This is a genomic window from Grimontia sp. THUN1695, assembly GCF_059704325.2.
Genome location: NZ_AP046576.1, coordinates 178,235 through 199,173 on the forward strand (window position 1 = coordinate 178,235; position 20,939 = coordinate 199,173).

At 49.8% G+C, this 20,939-nt stretch carries 21 protein-coding genes and 2 pseudogenes; 6 read left to right on the forward strand and 17 right to left on the reverse strand.

Going from position 1 to position 20,939, the window contains the following annotated elements; translation table 11 throughout:
• The first annotated feature begins 484 nt into the window (after positions 1–484).
• From dcuC to AC6IB1_RS00865, 4 genes are all read left to right on the forward strand, one after another.
• Positions 485–1,846: a C4-dicarboxylate transporter DcuC gene (gene dcuC / locus AC6IB1_RS00850; RefSeq protein WP_497566508.1), complete on the forward strand. Its 1,362-nt coding sequence runs from the start codon at positions 485–487 to the stop codon at positions 1,844–1,846.
• Between the two features lie 75 nt (positions 1,847–1,921).
• Complete coding sequence (pepT, locus tag AC6IB1_RS00855; protein ID WP_497566509.1) at positions 1,922–3,169, forward strand: peptidase T; 1,248 nt, start codon at positions 1,922–1,924, stop codon at positions 3,167–3,169.
• A gap of 222 nt (positions 3,170–3,391) precedes the next feature.
• Positions 3,392–3,655: a DUF5062 family protein gene (locus AC6IB1_RS00860; protein WP_497566510.1), complete on the forward strand. Its 264-nt coding sequence runs from the start codon at positions 3,392–3,394 to the stop codon at positions 3,653–3,655.
• Between the two features lie 61 nt (positions 3,656–3,716).
• Entirely contained in the window at positions 3,717–4,181 is a 465-nt protein-coding gene (locus AC6IB1_RS00865) for a DUF3429 domain-containing protein (protein ID WP_497566511.1), read from the forward strand.
• 42 nt (positions 4,182–4,223) lie between these two features.
• Here AC6IB1_RS00865 and AC6IB1_RS00870 read toward each other — a convergent pair whose 3' ends face one another.
• Positions 4,224–4,496, reverse strand: coding sequence for a hypothetical protein (locus AC6IB1_RS00870; protein WP_497566512.1), 273 nt, complete (start codon positions 4,494–4,496; stop codon positions 4,224–4,226).
• Positions 4,497–4,602: 106 nt separating this feature from the next.
• The gene (msrB, locus tag AC6IB1_RS00875; protein WP_497566513.1) at positions 4,603–5,046 is read right to left on the reverse strand and encodes a peptide-methionine (R)-S-oxide reductase MsrB; all 444 of its coding nucleotides are present in this window, start codon (positions 5,044–5,046) and stop codon (positions 4,603–4,605) included.
• Positions 5,047–5,191: 145 nt separating this feature from the next.
• Between msrB and AC6IB1_RS00880 the strand changes: the two genes are divergently transcribed.
• The gene (locus AC6IB1_RS00880; protein ID WP_497566514.1) at positions 5,192–5,836 is read left to right on the forward strand and encodes a hypothetical protein; all 645 of its coding nucleotides are present in this window, start codon (positions 5,192–5,194) and stop codon (positions 5,834–5,836) included.
• 12 nt (positions 5,837–5,848) lie between these two features.
• Here the strand turns inward: AC6IB1_RS00880 and AC6IB1_RS00885 are convergent, their stop codons facing one another.
• The 5 genes from AC6IB1_RS00885 to AC6IB1_RS00905 form a co-directional block, all read right to left on the reverse strand.
• The gene (locus tag AC6IB1_RS00885) at positions 5,849–6,913 is read right to left on the reverse strand and encodes a succinylglutamate desuccinylase/aspartoacylase family protein (protein ID WP_497566515.1); all 1,065 of its coding nucleotides are present in this window, start codon (positions 6,911–6,913) and stop codon (positions 5,849–5,851) included.
• Positions 6,897–7,805: a 30S ribosomal protein S6--L-glutamate ligase gene (gene rimK, locus AC6IB1_RS00890; protein WP_005502335.1), complete on the reverse strand. Its 909-nt coding sequence runs from the start codon at positions 7,803–7,805 to the stop codon at positions 6,897–6,899. Before rimK ends, AC6IB1_RS00885 begins: the two co-directional genes overlap by 17 nt.
• A gap of 4 nt (positions 7,806–7,809) precedes the next feature.
• A complete protein-coding gene (locus AC6IB1_RS00895) occupies positions 7,810–8,301 on the reverse strand; it encodes a putative ATP-dependent zinc protease (RefSeq protein ID WP_497566516.1) in 492 nt (163 codons plus the stop codon).
• 363 nt (positions 8,302–8,664) lie between these two features.
• Positions 8,665–9,141: a GNAT family N-acetyltransferase gene (locus tag AC6IB1_RS00900; protein ID WP_497566517.1), complete on the reverse strand. Its 477-nt coding sequence runs from the start codon at positions 9,139–9,141 to the stop codon at positions 8,665–8,667.
• 194 nt (positions 9,142–9,335) lie between these two features.
• On the reverse strand, positions 9,336–10,253 hold the full coding sequence (locus AC6IB1_RS00905) for a DMT family transporter (RefSeq protein WP_497566518.1): 918 nt from the start codon (positions 10,251–10,253) through the stop codon (positions 9,336–9,338).
• 118 nt (positions 10,254–10,371) lie between these two features.
• On the opposite strand from AC6IB1_RS00905, the gene AC6IB1_RS00910 reads away from it, so the two are divergent.
• Positions 10,372–10,854 carry a MarR family winged helix-turn-helix transcriptional regulator gene (locus AC6IB1_RS00910; RefSeq protein ID WP_497566519.1) on the forward strand — a complete coding sequence of 161 codons (483 nt, stop codon included), beginning with the start codon at positions 10,372–10,374 and terminating at the stop codon, positions 10,852–10,854.
• Positions 10,855–10,903: 49 nt separating this feature from the next.
• On the opposite strand, the gene AC6IB1_RS00915 is transcribed toward AC6IB1_RS00910, so the two are convergent.
• The 10 genes and pseudogenes from AC6IB1_RS00915 to AC6IB1_RS00965 form a co-directional block, all read right to left on the reverse strand.
• Entirely contained in the window at positions 10,904–11,788 is an 885-nt protein-coding gene (locus AC6IB1_RS00915; RefSeq protein WP_497566520.1) for a helix-turn-helix domain-containing protein, read from the reverse strand.
• Positions 11,789–11,822: 34 nt separating this feature from the next.
• Positions 11,823–13,280: a xylulokinase gene (gene xylB / locus AC6IB1_RS00920; protein WP_497566521.1), complete on the reverse strand. Its 1,458-nt coding sequence runs from the start codon at positions 13,278–13,280 to the stop codon at positions 11,823–11,825.
• Positions 13,281–13,284: 4 nt separating this feature from the next.
• Positions 13,285–14,094, reverse strand: coding sequence for an L-iditol 2-dehydrogenase (locus AC6IB1_RS00925; protein WP_497566522.1), 810 nt, complete (start codon positions 14,092–14,094; stop codon positions 13,285–13,287).
• Positions 14,091–14,774: a mannitol dehydrogenase family protein gene (locus AC6IB1_RS00930; RefSeq protein ID WP_497566677.1), complete on the reverse strand. Its 684-nt coding sequence runs from the start codon at positions 14,772–14,774 to the stop codon at positions 14,091–14,093. Before AC6IB1_RS00930 ends, AC6IB1_RS00925 begins: the two co-directional genes overlap by 4 nt.
• Positions 14,775–15,523 (reverse strand): annotated as a pseudogene (locus AC6IB1_RS00935) (mannitol dehydrogenase family protein); the annotation flags it as partial. It lies immediately after the preceding gene.
• A complete protein-coding gene (locus AC6IB1_RS00940) occupies positions 15,474–16,580 on the reverse strand; it encodes an ABC transporter ATP-binding protein (protein ID WP_497566523.1) in 1,107 nt (368 codons plus the stop codon). The pseudogene AC6IB1_RS00935 and the gene AC6IB1_RS00940, both read right to left, overlap by 50 nt.
• On the reverse strand, positions 16,577–17,410 hold the full coding sequence (locus tag AC6IB1_RS00945; RefSeq protein WP_497566524.1) for a carbohydrate ABC transporter permease: 834 nt from the start codon (positions 17,408–17,410) through the stop codon (positions 16,577–16,579). Before AC6IB1_RS00945 ends, AC6IB1_RS00940 begins: the two co-directional genes overlap by 4 nt.
• Positions 17,411–17,419: 9 nt before the next feature.
• Positions 17,420–18,280, reverse strand: coding sequence for an ABC transporter permease subunit (locus AC6IB1_RS00950; RefSeq protein WP_497566525.1), 861 nt, complete (start codon positions 18,278–18,280; stop codon positions 17,420–17,422).
• Between the two features lie 61 nt (positions 18,281–18,341).
• Positions 18,342–19,658 (reverse strand): annotated as a pseudogene (locus AC6IB1_RS00960) (ABC transporter substrate-binding protein).
• Between the two features lie 232 nt (positions 19,659–19,890).
• Entirely contained in the window at positions 19,891–20,790 is a 900-nt protein-coding gene (locus tag AC6IB1_RS00965; protein ID WP_497566527.1) for a mechanosensitive ion channel family protein, read from the reverse strand.
• Between the last annotated feature and the right edge of the window lie 149 nt (positions 20,791–20,939).

Here is a 20,939-nt window from a genome sequence, read left to right on the forward strand (position 1 = left end):
CTGATATCAGGGAAGAGACGAAAACGGTTCCAATCGCAGTGACGCTTTGGGGTGAAAGGCGTATTGGATGCTGTTGAATATTATGTGAGCAAATAAGTGTGATGAGATTAAGTGTTAGCCAAAATCGGGATGACTTGTGAGCAATTATTCATTGGCTAATATTATTTTCATTTTCAAAAATAGATTTCAATCAATTAAATGATGGGAAAGTTATTAATTTATCCACTTATTTATCAAATAAATTAGTTTAATCACAGAACATATCACCAGAGCCCTAATTCTCTTGAACTCCCCTTATGGCAATGAAAGTATGCATATGAAAGTGTCTGCACTGAATGTAGATCTTCCTATAACTATTGTTAAATTAATGTTTTTTATCATTGAGTTAGAGGTTCTGATTTTCACTTGAGGACCACTGTCTCAATGCCTTTAGAAATTTTTGTTTTGAAATGATTTCATTTTGCAGTATCAGATGAGGGTCTAAATGGTTACTTTTCTTGCCTTGCCAATAATATTTGGCGTTGGTTATTTCATTGTAAAGAAATATAACACCCAGGCGGTTTTATTTCTTGCGGGTTTGTTAATGATTGCATTGGGTGTGATGGACGGTGCAACCGACTTCATTCCCAAAGGGGGCAAGCCTACCGGTTCACTGATTGTTGATTTCTTTGAAGTCATCAAAGTCCTTTCTTCTTCGACTCTGGCGAAGCTGGGCCTGATCATCATGGCGGTCGGCGGCTTTTCCAAATACATGGGCCATATTGGCGCTGCCAATGCCATGGTCCAAATCGCCACCAAGCCTCTTTCCCATATTAAAAACCCTTACTTGGTATTGGCGATGGCCTACATCATTGGCCAGTTGATCAACATCTTTATCCCGAGTGCAACGGGGCTGGCACTGTTGCTGTTGGTGGCAATGTATCCTGTGCTGGTGGGCGTAGGTTGTAACCCGGCGGCTGCAGCGGCAGTTGTGGCAACCACGGGTTGTCTGGACCTGGGCCCGGCGTCTTCTGCGGCAAACAAAGCGGCAGAAGTCTCAGGCGTTGATGTGGCAACTTACTTTGCGAGCTACCAGCTGCCGGTCGCTATCGTGACCATGATTGTGATTGCGGTGCTGCACTTCTTCAGCCAGCGTTATTTCGACAAGAAAGATGTAGAGAAAGGCGTCAGCCACGAGTTTAACATTGATGCCAAAGAGCAGCGTAACGCGCCAGCATGGTTTGCTATCCTGCCTGTCCTGCCACTGGTGTTGCTGCTGGTATTCAGTAAGTTTGCGATTACCAGCGTGCGTATGGATGTGGTGACAGCGATGTTTATTGCCCTGTTCGTTTCTATGGTGGCAGATTTCATCTACACCCGCGACGGCAAACAGGTTGCAGCGTCACTGAAAGTGTATCTGGAAGGCATGGGCAACGTTTTCTCCAGCGTGGTAAGCCTGATTATCTCTGCGCAAGTGTTTGTCGTCGGTCTGACTACCATCGGCTTTATCGACCTGCTTTTAGGCAGCGCAGCGAACCTGGGCCTCGGTTACATGGCGATGGTGCTGATCCTGGTGGGTATCATTGTGGTTGTTACCATGCTCTCAGGCTCGGGTAATGCATCGTTCTTCAGCTTCTCTAACCTGGCACCGGATGTGGCAGCGCAAGTGGGCACAACTGCTGCACACGTTGCGATGCCTATGCAGCTGGCAGCGGGCATCATGCGTTCAGCATCACCGGTAGCGGGCGTGGTAATTGCCTGTGCGGCGACGGCAAACGTATCGCCGATTGAGCTGGCAAAACGCACTATGATCCCAATGTTAGGTGGCCTTGCAACCGCATTGGTGTGCTCCCAGTTCCTAGTGTAATACTGAGCGTTAAGTGATCCTCTGAGGCTGCGGCAGTCATACCCGCAGCCTCATTGATATGAAGTGGACAGAAACATGAATATTGTCGATCGTTTTTTGCAATATACCCGCATCAATACCACAACCAGTCGTGAGAAAGGCGCCGCAGGGATCATGCCATCGTCAGATGGGCAGATGACACTGGCGCGCCTGCTGAAAGGCGAACTGGAAGCGCTGGGTCTGGTAGACATCGAGCTGCGCGATACTGCCATTCTGACCGCGACCTTGCCGTCAAACCTGCCGGAAGGGCAGAAAGAGCAGGTGAAAACCGTCTCTTTCTTTGCCCACCTGGATACCAGCGCCGAGCAAACCAATGACACCAAGGCACAGATTGTCAGTTACCAAGGCGGTGACATCTGCCTGAACAAAGAGCTGGGCATTACCCTGAAACTGGCGGAGTTCCCAGAGCTTGCTAACTATGTGGGCGACGACATTCTGGTGACAGACGGTACCAGTCTGCTGGGGGCGGATGACAAAGCCGCCATTGCCGCGATCATGGATGCGCTGAGTTTTCTGGTTGCCAACCCTCAAATCCCACATGGCGACGTGAAAGTGGCGTTCCTGCCGGATGAGGAACAAGGCCTTCGTGGTGCAAAAGCCTTTGATGTAGACGCATTCGGTGCAGACTTTGGCTATACGCTTGATTGCTGTGGCATTGGCGAGTTCGTGTATGAAAACTGGAATGCGGGTGATGTGGTGGTGACGTTCACCGGTCAGTCTGCACACCCAATGTCAGCCAAGGGCAAACTGAAAAACTCGCTACTGATGGCGCACAAGTTCATCAGCATGCTGCCGGAAGGTGAGGCACCGCAATACACCGAAGGAACAGAAGGCTACTACTGGGTGAAAGAAATGTCGGGCAACAGTGCGAAAACTGTGCTGAAAATGGATGTCCGTGATTTTACCAAAGCCGGTTACAAAGCCCGGATGGACTTTCTGAAAAAACTTGCTGAAAGCTGCGACATGCTGTGGGGCGAGGGCACAGTTTCTATCTCGCTGGCAGACCGTTACCAGAACGTGGCAAACAGTCTGGAAGGTGACGCAGGCTTCCCGATTGAGATTGCGAAACTGGCTTACGCGCGCAATAACATCGAGATGAAAGCGATTCCAATGCGCGGCGGTTACGACGGCGCGGTGCTTTCCCAGAAAGGTTTGCCGTGCCCGAACATCTTTACCGGTGCACACAACTTCCATTCTATCTACGAGTACCTGCCGGTGAAATCACTCAAAGCGGCAAGTGCTGTGGTGGTTGACGTGATTAAAATAACGGCCGAGCGTGGGTAACGCTGTTTTTGGCTGGGCAAAGGCGGGTAGGGTTACCCGCCTTTTTTCGTTTTGTCACTATTTATAACCCGTGTTATTTGCTGGGGCACACGTTTACAAAACGCTCATTTTGACGCCAGAGGGCTGATTAGTCGTGGGTTCTTTGATCATCTCTCGGTTATGGTCACAACGGTTTTCCCATCTCTCTGCTATGCTGGCGAAAACAATTGCTGGAGTAACACCATGAAAAAAATTAAACATGAGGCCCAGTTGCTCAAAAAAGCGCTACAGATTGGTGAGCAGTACGCCCGAAAGCGTGGCTTCGCGACATTTGATGAGGGCACATCCAATAAGGTGAAAATTGAATGTATTTACCGGTTGTTGGTGGAAGATAAAGTGCTGGTGCCACTGGCTTTGGATAAAGAGGATGGACCAAACATGAAGCACAAACTGGTGCTGTGGATTCACAAGCAGCTGCCGGAAGGACATCCTTTACTGCAGGACTGAACATACGCTGAAGTCCTCCCGTATTAAGGGGAATGTTGGCTTGGAAAAGAGGGAACCGACAATGAAGAAAACGGCGCTTATCTATGGTGCGTTAGGGCTTATCCCCTTTGTCGCGTTGGGTATGTTGCTACCACTGTGGCCAGATGCCTGGCAGCATGGCTTGGTTTATGCCTTTAACAGCTACAGCGCAATGATTCTGGCGTTTCTTTCCGGCGCGGTATGGGGAATGACGATCAGCGGAGCAGGGGCAGATAAACCAAGCAATGGGTTAACAGTAGGGATTATTTTCTCGCTGGTGGCTGTCGCGGCGTTGCTGATGCCATTGCCTTATTCGCTGTATATGTTGATTGCTTCCTTTGCGTTGTTGTTCTTGCTGGAAGTGGTGTTGATGTTCAAGGGTGTTTATCCTTTCTGGTATACCTTGATGCGGGCTTTTTTAACGGCAGTTGTGGTGGTATGTCACCTAGTCATGCTTTATTGGCTGAATGACCTTAGTGTAATGTCCATGCCGATGGAGCCAGTTTAACTATCAAAAAAGCGCCTTCGGGCGCTTTTTATCAAAGAAGAATCAGTCTTCCAGATCTTCCTGCCAAGGCATTTCCGGCAACATGTCCAGGTGCTCTTCATAGCGCTTGAGGTTAAACTCCCCACCGCCTTTCGCTACATCATAGATTTCAACCATCAGGGCGCAGGCGATATATTCCATGGCTTCTTCCTGGGTTGAGCCTGTCATGCAAAGGCGCATCAGGGTTTCTTTTACTTTCTTCGGGTTGTTGTCTGCCAACTGGTTTTCAACAATCTCAATCAGGTTTTCACTGGTCAGGATGTCGTCATCATTCATTACGTTATGCCTTGTATTGGAGTCAGTGCCTGAGTTTATGGTAAGCGATATCAGTTTGCTTTCACAGGGCAAGTGTCCGCTGTTCCAATACGTTCGCTGACGTGGGCTATTTTTCTTTCTCTAACGCGACGGCATTGATGCAATAACGTAGGCGGGTTGGCGGGGGCCCGTCGGGGAAAACGTGTCCAAGATGTGCATCGCACACATTGCAGGTGACTTCCACACGTGTCATTCCATGGGAAATGTCCATATTGTACGCCACCACGTTTTTTTCCAAAGGCGCGGTAAACGAAGGCCAGCCGGTGCCGGAGTCGAATTTTTTATTGGCATTAAACAGCCGTTCGCCGCAGCAGACACAGGTGTAAATGCCTGGCTCAAATAGCCTACACATTTCAGAGCTGAACGGGGGCTCTGTTCCATGTTTACGTGTCACGTAAAACTGCTCCGGGCTCAGTTCTGCCTGCCAATCGACGTCTGACTTTTCTATCCGACGCGGCGGATCCAGGTTCCCTTTTTTGGCAGTAGTGATTACAGAATCCCAGTTACGCATACTTTTCACCTTCGATCTGTTAAAAGAAATGCTGAGGGTATAAAACTTGCCGTCAGCGAAGTAAGAAATTGACCGCAACACCTACAAACTTATTTCATCTCACATCCTTATCAGCACATTGTCCAGCCTATACTAAGGTTGAATCATGACATTTCTACCGTACTTTCATACTCAACCCAACTGTCTGCCAGTCCTTGTTCTGGCGATTTACCGTGCGCTACTGCTGGTAGTTGGTCTTATTGTCTTTTCTGGGTGTGCATCGGACAACACCCGATCAGTTACGTTCAGTGATTTATCTCAGATCAAAGATGGTGAAGTGATGGTGGTTGGTAAGATGTCCAAGCTACCGGCTGTTGTTGCGGCGGATTTAAAGCAGGAAACGGATACGTTTACACCGTTCAGCGGCGAACGAATTCTTCTCTGGCTTTCCGGAAGTGCGGAGAGTGATGGTGAACCCATCGGTTTGTTGGCTAAGTGGGGAGAGCCCTTTTATTTTGCAGTCCCCAGAAAAACGATGCGATTAACCACACTGAAACGGCGCTCAGATGAAGGCGGCACATTCACTTACCTTTCCATGCCACTTCCTGAACCCTTGATATTTTTGGTACGTGCGGACGATAGGGCAGTCTATATCGGCAACATCCGGCTTTACGTTGATGAATTTGACCAGATAGTGGCGCTGGAAGTTGTGGATGAAACCAGCAAGATGAAGACGGCATTTCAACAGCGTTTTGGCACATCACTCCTCCCGCGGGTTTCATTGATTGCTCCGGAAAAACACTTCCGTTGATACCATAGCAGCTTACGCTACACCAATACCCCATTTGATTTCGTTGCTGGCATCATCCACCACTTCGTCGAGGTAGGTTTCAACCTGCTGCTCGACCAGCTTGTCCGGCTCTTCAAAGAAAGCAATGTGATAGATTGCGTCGCCTTCGTTAACCAGCGGCAGGGTTTGCTGACCAATGATGATCCCGCCCTGAGGTGCGTAAATTTGGATCTCTTCGCTGCCGACCGGGCTGCTGATTGATGCCAGGGATTGTCCCTTACTTACCCGTTGACCCAGTGAAACATGTGAGCGCAGGATACCGTCAGCTTCTGCGCGCACCCAGCGGGTTGCACGGGCGATAACAGGCTCAACGTTGGTTTTCTTGCTGGTTTTACGGATCATGCCAAGGTACTGCATGACGCGTTTCACGCCTTTAACACCGGCAGTGATGGCATACGGTTCGAAGCGCAGTGCTTCCCCAGCTTCATACGTTAGCACCGGAATGCCAATTTTTTCTGCTTCAGAACGTAAAGAGCCTTCACGCAACGCAGCATCAATAATCACTGGCGTACCGAATGCCAATGCCATGTTGCAGGTTTGCTCGTTTGACAGGTTTGCACGGATCTGTGGCAAATTAGTGCGATAGATGGCAGCCGTGTGCAAGTCAATGATATGAGTACAACGACGGGCAATTTGCTCGAAGATTTGAAACGCCATACGGCCAGCAATAGAGCCGCGCTCAGAACCCGGGAAGCAACGGTTCAGGTCACGACGGTCTGGGAGGTAGCGGGATTTATGGATAAATCCGAACACGTTAACCACGGGGATTGCAATCACAGTGCCTTTCAACGTGGCAGGATTTAAACGCTCTAGGGTTTGACGAACCACTTCAACACCGTTTAGCTCGTCACCATGAATGGCCGCGTTTATCATTAATACGGGACCGGGTTTCTTTCCATGAACCACCTCTGCTGTCACAGACAGCGGAGAGTGTGTGTAAAGTTTAGCTACTTCAAACTCAACGCTTGCACGCTGACCTGGCGGGATGGTGACCCCGCCAATTTCGAAGGCACTGTTTTTATTATTGGCTTTTGACACGTGTCCTTGTCCTCGGAGAAGAGACTATTTTCTCTATATGATCAATGATCAGGCCTGCTACGTCTTTACCGGTAGCCGTCTCGATCCCTTCAAGACCGGGTGAAGAGTTTACTTCCATCACCAGCGGTCCACGCTCTGAGCGCAGCAAGTCAACACCTGCCACATGAAGACCCATTGCTTTTGCCGCCGCAACCGCCGTTTTACGTTCCTCAGGGGTAATACGTACCAGTGAGGCACTGCCGCCACGGTGCAGGTTTGAACGGAATTCGCCCGGCAGCGCCTGACGCTTCATTGCTGCAATCACTTTATCGCCGATAACGAAGCAACGAATATCCGCGCCGCCTGCTTCTTTGATGTACTCCTGAACCATGATGTTGGCTTTCAGGCCCATAAAGGCTTCAATAACACTCTCCGCCGCTTTACGGGTTTCAGCCAGTACTACGCCGATACCCTGAGTACCTTCCAGCAGTTTAATCACCACCGGTGTGCCACCCACCATGTTCAGAAGGTCTTTAATATCGCCCGGTTTGCTCGCAAATCCTGTGATTGGCATACCAATATTCTTACGCGACAGCAATTGCAGTGAACGCAGTTTGTCCCGCGAGCGTGAAATTGCCACAGAATCGTTCAGGGTGTACACGCCCATCATCTCAAACTGGCGCAAAACCGCCGTACCGTAGAAGGTCACTGAGGCGCCGATACGTGGAATGATAGCGTCAAAGCCCACCAGATCTTCACCCATCAGGTGAATAGAGGGTTGGGTGGAGTTGATGTTCATGTAACAGCGCAGGGCATCGATAATTTTGTATTCATGGCCGCGCGCCTCGCACGCCTCGATCAGGCGACGAGTGGAATAAAGATTTTCGTTTCGGGATAAAATGCCAATTTTCATATTTTTAACCTTGTGGCGCCTGAACGAGGTAGGATTTCACCGGATCAACCATCAGTCTGTTTTCCATCGCTGTGCGACCCAGCAACATTCTAAATACCATGGTGTCGCGCTTGGTGAGTGTCATCTCAATCGGGTATGACAAATCACCAATCACCAATGTTGTTTCAATGACATAACGCAGGGTTTCATGACCACCAGAGTCACGCACATTGCGCATGTCTTTGACTTTCGCGTGACATTCTTTTTGGGTCACGTTGTCGTCTTGAATGGGGTGAATCATAAATTTCACCCACTTCTCGTTATCCTTTTCATACTCTTCGATGCCAAAGGTATGCAGGCACGAGGTTCGAGCGCCTGTGTCTACCTTCGCTTTTATCGCTGAGATACCGATATCTGGTAAGGCAACCCATTCACGCCAGCCCACAAGCAATCTGTCGTTAGAATTCGCTTGGTTCGTGTTCTCGACTGCTGGTCGAACTGTGTTTTTGTCAGTCATTACTGTCAATGCCCCAGGTAGTGAATTTCGTACGGATGGAGTGAGTGCGTGCATCAATCGTTAACGTTAACTCAAATAAACGATAGTTGCTCAGTGGGATCGTGCCGCTCACATTTATAAGAACCGATTGAATAATCAAGACTATCGTTTATACCCAAACGACCTGACGTTACAGGTGATTAGGGTGAACTCCGGCGGTGCACAACATCAGCAACTTTCTCTGCACCGTTCCAAAAGAGCGCGCAAGTTACAGCTTTGCGAGGTCAGCGACAAGTCAAATTATTACTTGTAACCATTAAGTTATTCGATTGGTGTTGGCGGTGGAATAGGCGAAATATCATGTGGTTGATGTTAGTTAGAGAGTCAGCTGGCGACATAGAGCCACGCGTTGCGTTGCCATTCGCACAGAATATCCAACAGACCTTCTTCGTTGCAGTGTTGTCTTGACTTTTTTTCTACAAACCCGTGTTTTTGCCAGAATGCGCGCGCTGTTTGGTTTATCTCGAACGTATAAACGTGTAAATCCTGGTGGGTGGTTTCTTTGGCGAGCTCAACCAGTGCACTGCCGATCCCCTGGTGTTGGTAGTTTGGGTCAACATAGAGCTGAGTAATGAAGCGGTCATCAAATGCAATCATTGCTAACACGCGTTCTGTGCGTTTTTCGACGGCAAGGTAAATGTGGTTGGTTGCTGCCAGTATGCGGTTCAGATAATAACGGTGTTGGTCAAAATCATGGGCCTCGGGTATCCCCAAGGCATTTTCTTTACTGATGCGCCACATGGAAACTGTCTGGTCTGTGTAGCGCGGGTGGTAATCAATGATGTCAATTTTTGTGTTCATAATCTTTGATAGACGTTATCCATAACGTTGTGTATTACCCGACAGTAGAAGAGGACGGGAGTCAGGCTGGACTGAACGGGAGCAATACCTAGGTATAGAAGACACTGTAGGGATCATCAGTGTCGTTACCGAAGGGGGCGCGTGTTTCAAAGCCAGACCGCTCATACAAACGTCGGGCAGGGAGAAATTCCAGTTCAGTACCTGTCTTTAAACTTAGACGTGCGTACGGATTTCTGAATGGCTTTTGGATAATATGTGCGAGCAGGTTCGCAGGGTTTTTGCGTCTTTTGCTTGCTGTGCACCATCAGTAACAGGCTGGTTACCACCAGTGCGATGCCCATCCACTGGAGTGGCCCCAAAATCTCTCCGACCAGAAATATCCCAAGGGCCACAGCAGCTAACGGATTGAGCATGCTGATCATTGCCATGCTGTCGGCACCGATTTTCTTAATGGAACGGGAAAATGCCCAGTAGGCAAATGAACTGTTCAGCAGGGATATCCAGATAAGGCCAGGCAGTTCGGCTGTTGTGATGGCTTTAGGGGCTCCTTCGACCAGCAAAGCAACCGGTACCAACAGCAGCCCCCCCAGCGTCAGTTGCCAGGCAGTAAGACGAAAAATATCCGTTACTGGCCAGTCTTTCAGCCATAGTGAAGAGCGTGCAACCAGTGCCGTTGCTGTCAGTGCAGCCCCCGCACCGATAGGATCAATATCCGCGCTTGGATTCAGGATCAAAACAATGCCGGAGAAGCCGACGATAGCCAGCAGCAACATTTTCCACTCAGGCTTTTTGCCTTCAATCAACCACTGCATGAACATCAGCATCAGGGGAAGTGTTGCGCCTAGAGTGCCTGCGACTGAACCGGGTAAGCGATAGGCGGCGATAAACAGCAACGGAAAAAAAGCGCCAATATTAAAGATGCTCAGCAGTGACATTCTGAACCAAGATAGGGGCGGTTTCCCCGGTTTTAATAACAGAAGCAGCAAGCCAGCAGGCAGTGCACGCCAGACTGCGACCCAAAATGGTAACATGTCGTGCAGGAACAGGCTGACGGCTGCGTAAGTGCTCCCCCATAAAAGCGGAACAAGGGCTGCTAACAGGTAATTTGCCACGCATGTCTCCAGTTGTTTTTGTGAAAAGTATCTTTTGTGAAAGATAAACTATTCGCTTTGACCCATTAGATCAAGTATCTTTTAGAAAAGATAAATCCAGTGATGAGCAAAAGACAGGATGAAAACTGATCATGTTGACGCAATTCTTGCGCAGTGGGCAGAACAACGGCCGGATTTAGACTGTTCGCCGATGGGGGTGATTGGCCGTCTTAGTCGAATGAAGCAGTTAATGACACCAAAGCTTGATGACGTGTTTAAACAACATGGCCTCAGTAGCATTGAATTCGATATTCTGGCATCGCTGCGCCGGGCAGGGAAACCTGTTACTCCAACGGAGCTTTATCAAACACTGATGCTCTCATCTGGCGCAATGAGTACGCGCGTGGATGGATTGGTCAAGCGTGGCCTGGTCGTAAGGCAAGCCAGTGAAACGGACAGAAGAAGTTGTTTGGTCTCGCTGACGGATGAAGGTAATGCGTTGATTAACCGAGCAATAGAGCAACATTTTGAAAACGAACGACAGATCCTGTCGCCCTTTACGCAGGAGGAACAGACGCAACTCGCCAGTCTGCTGAGAAAGTGGCTGATCGCCAATGAATAAGTATTTGCAGTTAAATGAATCATGTCAGGTGTAAATAACACTGTTTTGCTTAGTTTATTCTTATTTGGGGGGCGTGTTTTTTGCGGTAAGCAAGTGGACTTAGCCCTTTAATACGGCGGAATTGGCGTGAGAAGTTGGCAAGGTTGTGAAAGCCAACGGTTTGGCTAATCCCTGCGATTGTGTCTTCTGTGTCACTGAGCAATACGCAGGCACGCTGTATGCGGACCCGGTTGACGAAATCGGTAAAGCGATGCCCTGACGACTGATGAAAGAAGCGGGAAAAATAAGACTCTGTCATCCCCAATCTGTCTGCCATCGTTTTCAGGCGGATAGGCTGTTGGTAATTGGTCATCACATAGTCGACAACATCATTGATACGGGCCTGGAGCGTACCGGCATCTTTCACCTCGGAAGCTGGCATACTCGACAATATCCGCGTGTTTCTTTGGCTGAGGTAATCCAGAAAAGCCAGAAAATTCACCAGCCGTGTCACACCTGCGCTTTCCCTGACTTTCAAAAAAGACTCAATGGCTATCTCTAACGGTACGTTGAGAAACTCCAGTCCCATTTTGGCCTGTTCCAACATGGGACCTAACTGCGCCAGTTCTGGAAACGAGTGGATGGCTTTGTCAAACAGGTCGGCTTCAAAAACAATCACCATGTCGCGAAGTGAGTGGGTTTCGTCAGGTTGGAGGTTACTTTCCCAGTTGTGCGGTAACCAAGGGCCGACGAGTGTCAGTTGACCTGGTGAAAATGGCCCCAGGTGGTTGCCAATCATCGCTTTGCCATGGGTTTTGATAATCAGATGTAGTTCATACTGCTCATGTACATGCCAATGAATGCTGTGATGAGGGACGCCATGCTCTCGGTAACAGATGGCGCTCTCTCCAATCTGGATAAACTCCCATACTGGATTTTTCTTTGTTGCTGACATAAGCCTGCTCATCCTTTCACTTCACTAATACCCGCTAGGCCAGGCGGTGATAGTAGTCGGTAAACCGCTGGTGTTGTCTCTCATGATATGCTGACTGTTCCTGTCGGGGGTGAAACACTTCCGAGACGTCAGGAGGGGTGCAGATTGCTTCAATGCTTTCTCCTGTCACACTGAGTCTTGCCAGACGAGCCGCCCCCAATGCCGGACCCGTTTCCCCACCGACATATTGTTTTATCGGTACTTCCAGTACGTCAGCCAGCATTTGCAGCCAATACCGGCTGCGTGCGCCACCTCCGATGGCCCCTAACTCCCGAAATGGCGGTTTACCGTCTTTGTCAGACAGAGCAATCAGGCAATCTTTGAAGCTGTAGGCAATGCCTTCCAGGATAGCTTGCGTCATGTTGTGGCGCTGGGTACTGGACGTCATGTTCTGGAAACTGCCTGTGGCAAATGGGTTGTTGTGTGGGGTGCGCTCGCCACTGAGGTATGGCAGGAACATCACTGACTCATCGCCACTAAAGTGGGTTTCAGCTTCTGCGATCAGCTTGGGCACAGTCTCTCCACAAATAGAAGCAAACCATGTCAGGGGACTGGCGCCATTGAGAAGACACGCCATCTGGTACCAGCGCTCAGGCACGGCATGGGCGAAGTCGTGCACGAGTTTTTCCGGGTTGGCGACATACCGCTCTTTGGCAACAAACAGTTGCCCAGATGTCCCGATAGAAATAAAGGCATCACTATCATTAATTGCGCCAATGCCGACACCACCCACAGCGGCATCACCGCCCCCGCCACACACTGGTGTATCAACCGAAAGGTTAAATTCAGCCGCTGTTTCAACGGTCAGTGTCCCGCTGATCATGTTACCTTCGATGAGCCTGGGCATTTGGGATATGGCGAGGCCACACGCTGAAAGAAGGTTTTCATTCCAGCTCCGTAAACGCTCGTTCAGCCACAAGCTGCCGGCGGCATCGCTGACATCGGTGCAAAGCTCATCGGTCAGTTTCAGCCGGACATAATCTTTAGGAAGAACCACGGTGCAGATGCGGGCGAACGTGTTTGGCTCGTGCTGTTTGAGCCACAGCAGTTTTGGCGCGGTAAAGCCCGGCATGGCCGGAACCCCAGCGTTCACTCCAATATGTGGAAATCGTTGGTTCAGTATGGCGCACTCTTCAAATGCCCGGCCATCATTCCAAAGGATGGCCGGTCTGACAGGTGTGTTCTGCGCATCAAGGCAAACCGCACCGTGCATCTGGCCTGACAACCCAATTGCAGCGATAGCTTGCCAGGCATATGACTGCCGTTTCTGAAGTTTCCGGATAGCCGTCCGGGTGCTATTCCACCATATCTCAGGGTCCTGCTCACGCCATAGCGGTTTGGGCGATTCGAATGGGTAGGAGACAGATTGAGTGTCTATTACCTCGCTATTTTCTCCCATCAAAATGACTTTAACTGCCGACGTGCCGACATCGATACCCAGATATGTTGCCATAGGCTTAACTCATCACGTTGCCGCCATCGACATTGTAAGTCTGGGCGGTAATGTAGTCGGAAAGCGGCGAAGCCAGAAAAAGGGCCATGCCGGCAATGTCATTGGGAACACCCATTCGACCAAGTGGCACGTCTTCGCCGACACGTTTTTTCTTCTCGCCGGGCTGTCTGTTTTCGTATTTGGCGAACAGGGCGTCCACCTGATCCCACATGGGGGTATCGACCACGCCGGGAGAGATACCATTGACCGTAATGCCGTGCTCTGCGAGTGCCAGAGCGGCAGACTGGGTATAACTGATCACGGCAGCTTTGGTTGCGCAGTAGTGTGCGACCAGCGCTTCGCCACGACGGCCTGCCTGTGATGCCATATTGATGATTTTGCCACCATTTCCCGCATTGACCATGGTATTGGCGACATCCTGCATTAAGAAGAACATGCCTTTGACATTGATGTTGAATAACTTGTCGTACTGTTCTTCTGTGGCGTCTAACAAGGGGTCCATGTCAAAGATGGCAGCGTTGTTAAACAAAATATCAATTTGCCCAAAAAGAGAAAGGGTTGAGGTCACTAAATGACGGCGGGCTTTAGTATCAGTAATGTCACAATGCTGGTAGGCCACATGGTCACCATACCGGCCTAACAGGGCGGCGACACCTGGCGAGGGTTCCAGCGGAAGGTCCGCAATCACACACTTTGCGCCACTGGCGAGATAGGCATAGGCCACCGCGAGGCCAATGCCGCCATTTGCACCGCTGAGAAGTGCCACTTTACCCTTCAGCAGTGGTGCGCCGTTGAGTTGAACTGAGTGGGTCATGGATAGCGCTCCTGATAATCATCAAGTGTTTCTTTGATTTGCGCTCCGAGTTGTTCGGCGAAGCGCGGAAAGCGGTGGTTTAACCCTTGCCAGATATCGGGATCAGCAAGAAAGGCAGCGACAGGATCTGATGTTTGCATCCACCTCTCAGCAATGTGGAGATAAGGATCTTTATAGTTGAAGCGAAAGCGGCCGCCCAGATACAACGAGAGAAAACAGTACCAATGGGTGATCAGCGTTATTGCAGCGGTAGGGGTGTAGCCGCGTTCCAGATTCAGTGCCACAGTAGGTAGAATGAACTGGGGGAACTTACTGATGCTGTCCATGGCGATACGCTCGATAGAATCCGCGATGTGAGGGTTGCCAAAGCGCAGCACAATGATTTGGCGATAGTTCTCCAAATCAAAAGGAGACTCATGAAGTGTTGGGATCACTTCGTTTTGGTGGTAGTCCTGAAGTAAGGCATTCAATTCGCTGTCGCGCATGTTTTCATCGTACGTTTTGTATCCCCGTAGGGCACCGATATAGGAAAGGCCGAAGTGCCCGCCGTTGAGAATACGGATCTTGGCCTCTTCGTAAGCCTGGACATGATGGGTGAAGGTGACGCCTACCTTATCCAACGGCGGAAAATCGGTCGCTAGCTTTGTTTCGATGACCCACTGCTCGAAATCCTCTCCCATGATGGGACAGGCATCGTGGGCACCAACGGCATGTTGGACTTCCTCAGAAAGAGTGGCGGGTGGCACTGGTGTAATCCTATCTACCATCGAACAAGGAAAAGTGACGTTGTCACCAATCCAAAGGCCAAGACGGGTATTTCCCGTGGCACCAACAAACTGGTTGAAGGCTTTTTCGAGCCGTTTGCCGTTGTCTCGCAGGTTGCCACGGTGATCGCGCCTTTAACCATATCGCTGCGTGCCAGCAAGGCAAGGGCGAGGAAGCCATAGAGGGTTTTAGGTTGACCATGACCGGCACTAATCACGTGTATGTCATGTGTAATCTCATCGTGTTGGAGATTCAAATCATCTGTTTCTGTCAGGTAGTAGCCTGCTTCTGTCACTGTGATAGTGAGGGCTTTGACTGCGTTGTCGTTGAATATTTTCTTGATAACACCAGGATCTGCCGATGCATCCTCTATCCTGTCGATACTGGTGATTTCGATGTACTGGGTACGCCCATCCGGTGAGATTCGCTTGAAGTGAAAATGCCCTTGCTGCCTTTTCAATGCCAGGGGAATGGCGCGGGTCTCTTCGCGTAAGTTTACACCGGTATAATACCAGCGTTCATTTTCCGTTAACTGTTGGTTCAACAGGTGTAGGTAATATGCCTGGTGACCACGGTGGAATGCGCCGACACCGAAATGGACGAGTCGTTTGTGTTCAGACATGGCTGACCTCTCCGTAAATGTTGGCGGCGTTTTCATTCGCATCAAATAGGTAGATACGCCGTGGGTCGAGCTTTACGCCAATGCTTTGGCGCAGAGGCGGGGTGTATTTAGGCTCTGCCCGCACCACAACGGTTTCTCCGGTCAGGGTCCGGATGTAGGTGAGGGTTTCAGAGCCTAGCTGTTCGATGACTTCAACGTCGCCTGTCAGCTCGCCTTCGTGAGGTTCACAGAAGGTGAGGGATTCCGGACGAAAACCAATGGCTTTGGCATCAGCAGCACCCTGCTCAAACAGTGATTCACTGAGTTGGACACGGGCATTGGTGTTGAAATGTACATCGAGCATACTACCGGTCTTCAGCACGTTATCCACAGTGAGTACGTTCATCTTCGGTGTGCCAATGAAGGTAGCGACAAACTGGTTGGCAGGCTGGTGGTACAGTGCCAGAGGGCTGCCGATTTGGGCGACCTCGCCCTGGCTCATGATCACCACTTTGTCAGCGAGCGTCATCGCTTCAACCTGATCGTGGGTGACATAGATCATGGTGGCCCCCAACTCCTGATGCAGGCGGGAAAGCTCAATACGCATTTCCACGCGCAGTGCAGCATCGAGGTTGGAGAGCGGCTCATCAAACAAGAACACTTTGGGGTTCCGGACAATGGCGCGGCCAATTGCCACACGCTGGCGTTGACCACCGGAAAGCGCCTTGGGTTTTCTTTCCAGCAGTTCATCGAGCTTCAACGCCTTTGACGCTTTGGCTACCTTGGTTTCAATTTCGTTTTGCGGACGTTTTGCTAGCTTAAGCGCAAAGGACATATTGTCTTTGACAGACATGTGTGGATAAAGTGCATAGCTTTGAAACACCATGGCAACATCGCGCTTGGAAGGATGGGTCTCGATAATGGATTGTCCGTCTAAATGGATATTGCCGCCTGACGCGTTTTCCAAGCCAGCAATGGTGCGCAACAGTGTGGATTTTCCACAGCCTGATGGCCCGACAAACACCACAAACTCCCCTTTCTGGATGTCGAAATCAATGTCTTTGAGCGCGAGCGCGTCACCGTATTTTTTATATAAGTGATTGACTTGTAAGTAACTCATTTTACAGCCCCAAAAGTTAATCCCTGGACCAGTTGTTTCTGACAGAACCAACCGAGAATGACGATAGGCGCACAGGCCAGCGTAGATGCGGCGGAAAGCTTCGCCCAGAACAGCCCTTCAGGGCTGGAGTAGGTCGAAATCATGGTGGCGAGTGTGCCCGCGTTGGCCGAAGTGAGGTTGATAGACCAGAAGGCTTCGTTCCAGCTCAACACGATGGAGAGCAGCGCCGTGGAGGCAATGCCACCGAGAGACAAGGGAAGCAGTACATGGCGTATTTCGCCCAGTGTACCAGCGCCATCGAGCCGAACGGCTTCGAGGATGTCTCTTGGAATATCTTTGAAGTAGGAGAACAACATCCACACCACGATAGGCAAATTGATCAGGGTATAGATGATCGTCAGTGCCAGTGTGGTGTCGAGCAGCCCGGTTTTCTGACAGAGGATATAAATCGGTACCAGTACCCCTACGGCAGGAAGCATCTTGGTCGATAGCATCCAAAGCAGCATATCTTTGGTGTACTTTTTGGGGTAAAACGCCATGGAGTATGCGGCAGGGATTGCGATGAGCAGTGCAAGGATGGTCGATCCGAATGCTGTGATGACCGAGTTGGTGGCAAACTTCAGGTAGTCGCTGCGTTCCTGAACCAGACCAAAGTTTTCGATGGTCGGTTCAAAGATAAAACTTGGCGGAACTTCGATCGCCTGTTGCTCGGTTTTGAATGCAGTGATCAGCATCATCAGGATAGGGAAGAACACCAGAAGGGCCAGTGCCCAACAAATGATAGGACGGAGCCACCCTGTTTGGTCGATTAATGAAACATGTTTAGCCATGTAGCCTCCCTAAGTGACAAGGTTTTTCCCGATCGCACGGATCAGGAAGAAAGCGACGATGTTGGCGAGGATCACGGCAATTAATCCGCCTGCAGATGCGACACCAACGTCAAATTGCATCAATGCCTGTCCGAAAATAAGGAAGGCCAGATTGGTGGATTCATAGCCTGGACCGCCACCCGTTGTGACGAAGATTTCCGCGAACACAGAAAGCATAAAGATGGTTTCAATCATCATGACTACGGCGATAGGGCGTGCGAGATGCGGCAGGGTCAGGTACCGGAAAACCTGCCAGCCCGTTGCCCCGTCGAGCAGTGCGGCTTCTTTTTGCTCGTGGTCCATCGACTGGAGCGATGTAATGAAAATCAGCAGTGCAAAGGGCATCCATTGCCAGCTGATCATGGCAATGATAGAGCCAAGAGGGTATTGCTCGAGCCAATCAACAGGTTGTAATCCCACGCTTTCCCAAAGGGCAGCCAATACCCCATACACTGGGTGCATCATCATGTTTTTCCAGATCAGAGCATTGACTGTCGGCATGATGAAAAATGGTGATATCAACAGCACACGGGCAATCCCGCGGCCAAAGAAAGGTTTATCCAGTGCGATAGCGATGACCAGCGCACCGATTACCGTCACAGCCAGTATCATGCCTACCAGTGTTAAGGTGTTGATGACAGCTGGCCAGAACGCTTCGTCCGTGTAGAAAAATTCGAAGTTCATCGAACCGATGAATTCGTTGTCTCCCGGATAAAGTAGGTTATATCTGATGGTTGAAAAGTAGATGGTCATAGACAGCGGAACGATCATCCACAGCAACAAGCTAACAAAGGACGGTGCAACCAACAGCCGAGGCAACCATTTTTGCATTTTCAATTACCACTAAATCTAAAAATGAAACCGGGCAGCGGGCTGCCCGGCAAGCTGGGGATTACTTGTAGTAACCAGATTTACGCATTTCGCGGTCTGCTGACTTATTGGCGTTTTTCAGCGCTTGCTCAACAGAGATCTTACCGGCAAGTGCGGAGGTAAATTGCTGACCGGCAGCGATGCCAATTGCCTGGAATTCAGGAATGGCGGCGAACTGCACGCCGATGTAGGGCGATGGTTTCAATGTGCTGTTTGCCGGGTCTGCGGAGTTTATGGCCGCCAGCTCCGCGTCTGCAAATATGGCTGCTTTCTGGAAGTTGGGGTTATCGTAAGTGGATTGACGGGTACCGGTTGGGACATTTGCCCAGCCGTTTTCTTTCGCCACCAGATTGATGTAATCCTTCTAGGTCGCCCATGTCACGAACTTCTGTGCTGCTTCTGCATGTTTGGTTGCTGCCGGGATTGCCAGCGCCCATGCCCAAAGCCAGTTGGCACCACGGTCAGTGACAGCTACAGGGGCTTGTGCGAAGGCCACTTTGTCGGCGACTTTGCTTTGGCTGGGATCAGAGATGAAAGAAGCCGCAATGGTAGCATCTACCCACATGCCGCATTTCCCTTCGTTAAACAGCGCCAGTATTTCGTTAAAGCTGTTAGAGCTGGAACCCGGGGGACCATAGTTGTCCAGAATATCCACATAGAAGCTGACGGCATGTTACCATTCGGGGGAGGTCAATTGCGGTTTCCAGTCCTCGTCAAACCAGCGTGCACCAAAAGAGTTCGCCATCGTGGTGATGTATGCAGTGTTATCACCCCAACTGGGTTTACCGCGAAGGCAAATGCCGTAAACGCCGTTGTCAGGATCGTGGATAGCCGCTGCCACATCACGAATGTGACCCCAGGTAGCCCGATCAAGGACTGTCATGCCTGCTTTATCGACCAAATCCTTGCGGTACATCACCATGGAACTTTCGCCATAGAAAGGGACTGCATAGAGTTTGCCATCGTAAGACAGGCCAGCGCGCATAGCGGGGAGCAGGTCTTCGGCATCATAGGCTGCGTTAGTTTGGATTTCTTTCAGCCAGCTTTTCTCGCCCCAGATAGGGGTTTCGTACATGCCGATAGTCATCACGTCGAACTGACCGCCTTTGGTTGCAATGTCGGTCGTGACACGTTGGCGAAGTACTCCTTCCTCCAGTGTGACCCAGTTGAGTTTGATATCAGGATTTTGTTTTTCGAACGCTTTACTCAGTTTCTGCATTTCAATCATGTGGCCATTATTCACCGTTGCAATGGTGAGCTCCGTGGCGGCGTAAGCGGATGCAGAAAGTGCCGCAAAGGCAGCGGCAAAAGTCGTTAGTGTTTTCCTTTTTGACAGCATTATTTCGTTCCTCTGATTGAAAAGATGTACGCTGAATTTTTTGGTAACATCTACCCAACAATAGAAGATCAAAAAAAGGTAAGAGGGAATAAATGCGGTGCATAAAAGTACTTTTATGCTGGGGAATGATGATTTTTTTACCTGATAGATTTAACAAAGTTAGAATATTGGACGGGAAATGTAAGAGCCTGTCTTCAAAAACAGACAGGCCGAAGGGAAGGAATAAACAGGTTCAGCAATGCAGGGCGCTTGAGTCGGGATCTGTGAGCAGGTCTTCAACAAAATTGACTGGAGGCTGTTTCAGGACGCGCTCACAATACATGGTCATAAAGTCCTCACGGATAAGTTGCTCCAGTTCGGTTGCGCGCTCGGTTGGGCAGAAGATGCGGATATTTACCTGTGGATCGCCAAGGTCGCTTGACGTGACATGGATATGTGGGTCTGCACCAGGGAGATCGACACCGGCATGACGTTCGATGACATGGTTATACCGGGTTGCCACTTCATAGAAGTCTTCGCAATGGTCATCAATTCTTGCCAAGAGACTGGGCACCAAAGGGTAAAGATTAGCCGTCTCTTTTACGGTGATTGTAAATTCATGATAAACATAGCGTTTCATAAAGTTCAGGTTCTTCACTGGTGTGGTGAAAAACAAGCTGTTGGGGAAGGTGACGGTTTTTCCTGTGTAGTTGTAGGTGCCGTGGTGTAAGTCAATTTCCTGAATTTTAGTCGCCATCAGGTTGTGTTCAATCACTTCACCGCACAGCGTGCCGACTTCAATCCATTCACCAATCTGGAAAGAGCGGGAACTGGCACGCTGGATAGAACCAGTAAAGCAGAGAATGATTTCTTTGGACGCTACTACTACCGCGACCGCTATTGCTGTCAGTGACAGGGCAAATTCGTTGATCTCTGAACGCCATATCATGAACATGATCAACAAAAGCAAAGTAAAAGAGCCATTTTTGGTGCGGGAAATCCATTTTCGTTGGTCTTCGCTAAGAAAATTGGTGTCTCCCCAAATAAAGTTGATCAGCAATCTTCGAATCAGCACGAAAACGACAATCACCACCAGGGTGAGGAGAAATTTATTTTCCGTAAAGAAGGAGATAAGAAACTCTAGTTGTTGCACAACGATATCCTGATTGTTTTTTGATACCTTCCATCAGCAGTATGGCCCATGGGATCCCTATGTATCCAGTCATCTGAAACCCAGCACCCTGAGGTAGTTTTGATAAAGGTCTAAACAACCTGACATTCAGGTTGTTTGGGTATACCACA

Coding starts and splice junctions, on each gene's coding strand:
- AC6IB1_RS00895 (WP_497566516.1), bottom strand. CDS start 8,301: ATGACTGACAAAAACACAGTTCGACCAGCAGTCGAGAACACGAACCAA.
- AC6IB1_RS00860 (WP_497566510.1), top strand. CDS start 3,392: ATGAAAAAAATTAAACATGAGGCCCAGTTGCTCAAAAAAGCGCTACAG.
- AC6IB1_RS00925 (WP_497566522.1), bottom strand. CDS start 14,094: ATGACCCACTCAGTTCAACTCAACGGCGCACCACTGCTGAAGGGTAAA.
- AC6IB1_RS00915 (WP_497566520.1), bottom strand. CDS start 11,788: ATGTCAGCAACAAAGAAAAATCCAGTATGGGAGTTTATCCAGATTGGA.
- AC6IB1_RS00870 (WP_497566512.1), bottom strand. CDS start 4,496: ATGAATGATGACGACATCCTGACCAGTGAAAACCTGATTGAGATTGTT.
- AC6IB1_RS00865 (WP_497566511.1), top strand. CDS start 3,717: ATGAAGAAAACGGCGCTTATCTATGGTGCGTTAGGGCTTATCCCCTTT.
- AC6IB1_RS00910 (WP_497566519.1), top strand. CDS start 10,372: ATGAAAACTGATCATGTTGACGCAATTCTTGCGCAGTGGGCAGAACAA.
- pepT (WP_497566509.1), top strand. CDS start 1,922: ATGAATATTGTCGATCGTTTTTTGCAATATACCCGCATCAATACCACA.
- AC6IB1_RS00930 (WP_497566677.1), bottom strand. CDS start 14,774: ATGGGAGAGGATTTCGAGCAGTGGGTCATCGAAACAAAGCTAGCGACC.
- AC6IB1_RS00940 (WP_497566523.1), bottom strand. CDS start 16,580: ATGAGTTACTTACAAGTCAATCACTTATATAAAAAATACGGTGACGCG.
- AC6IB1_RS00945 (WP_497566524.1), bottom strand. CDS start 17,410: ATGGCTAAACATGTTTCATTAATCGACCAAACAGGGTGGCTCCGTCCT.
- rimK (WP_005502335.1), bottom strand. CDS start 7,805: ATGAAAATTGGCATTTTATCCCGAAACGAAAATCTTTATTCCACTCGT.
- AC6IB1_RS00950 (WP_497566525.1), bottom strand. CDS start 18,280: ATGCAAAAATGGTTGCCTCGGCTGTTGGTTGCACCGTCCTTTGTTAGC.
- msrB (WP_497566513.1), bottom strand. CDS start 5,046: ATGCGTAACTGGGATTCTGTAATCACTACTGCCAAAAAAGGGAACCTG.
- dcuC (WP_497566508.1), top strand. CDS start 485: ATGGTTACTTTTCTTGCCTTGCCAATAATATTTGGCGTTGGTTATTTC.
- AC6IB1_RS00900 (WP_497566517.1), bottom strand. CDS start 9,141: ATGAACACAAAAATTGACATCATTGATTACCACCCGCGCTACACAGAC.
- AC6IB1_RS00880 (WP_497566514.1), top strand. CDS start 5,192: ATGACATTTCTACCGTACTTTCATACTCAACCCAACTGTCTGCCAGTC.
- xylB (WP_497566521.1), bottom strand. CDS start 13,280: ATGGCAACATATCTGGGTATCGATGTCGGCACGTCGGCAGTTAAAGTC.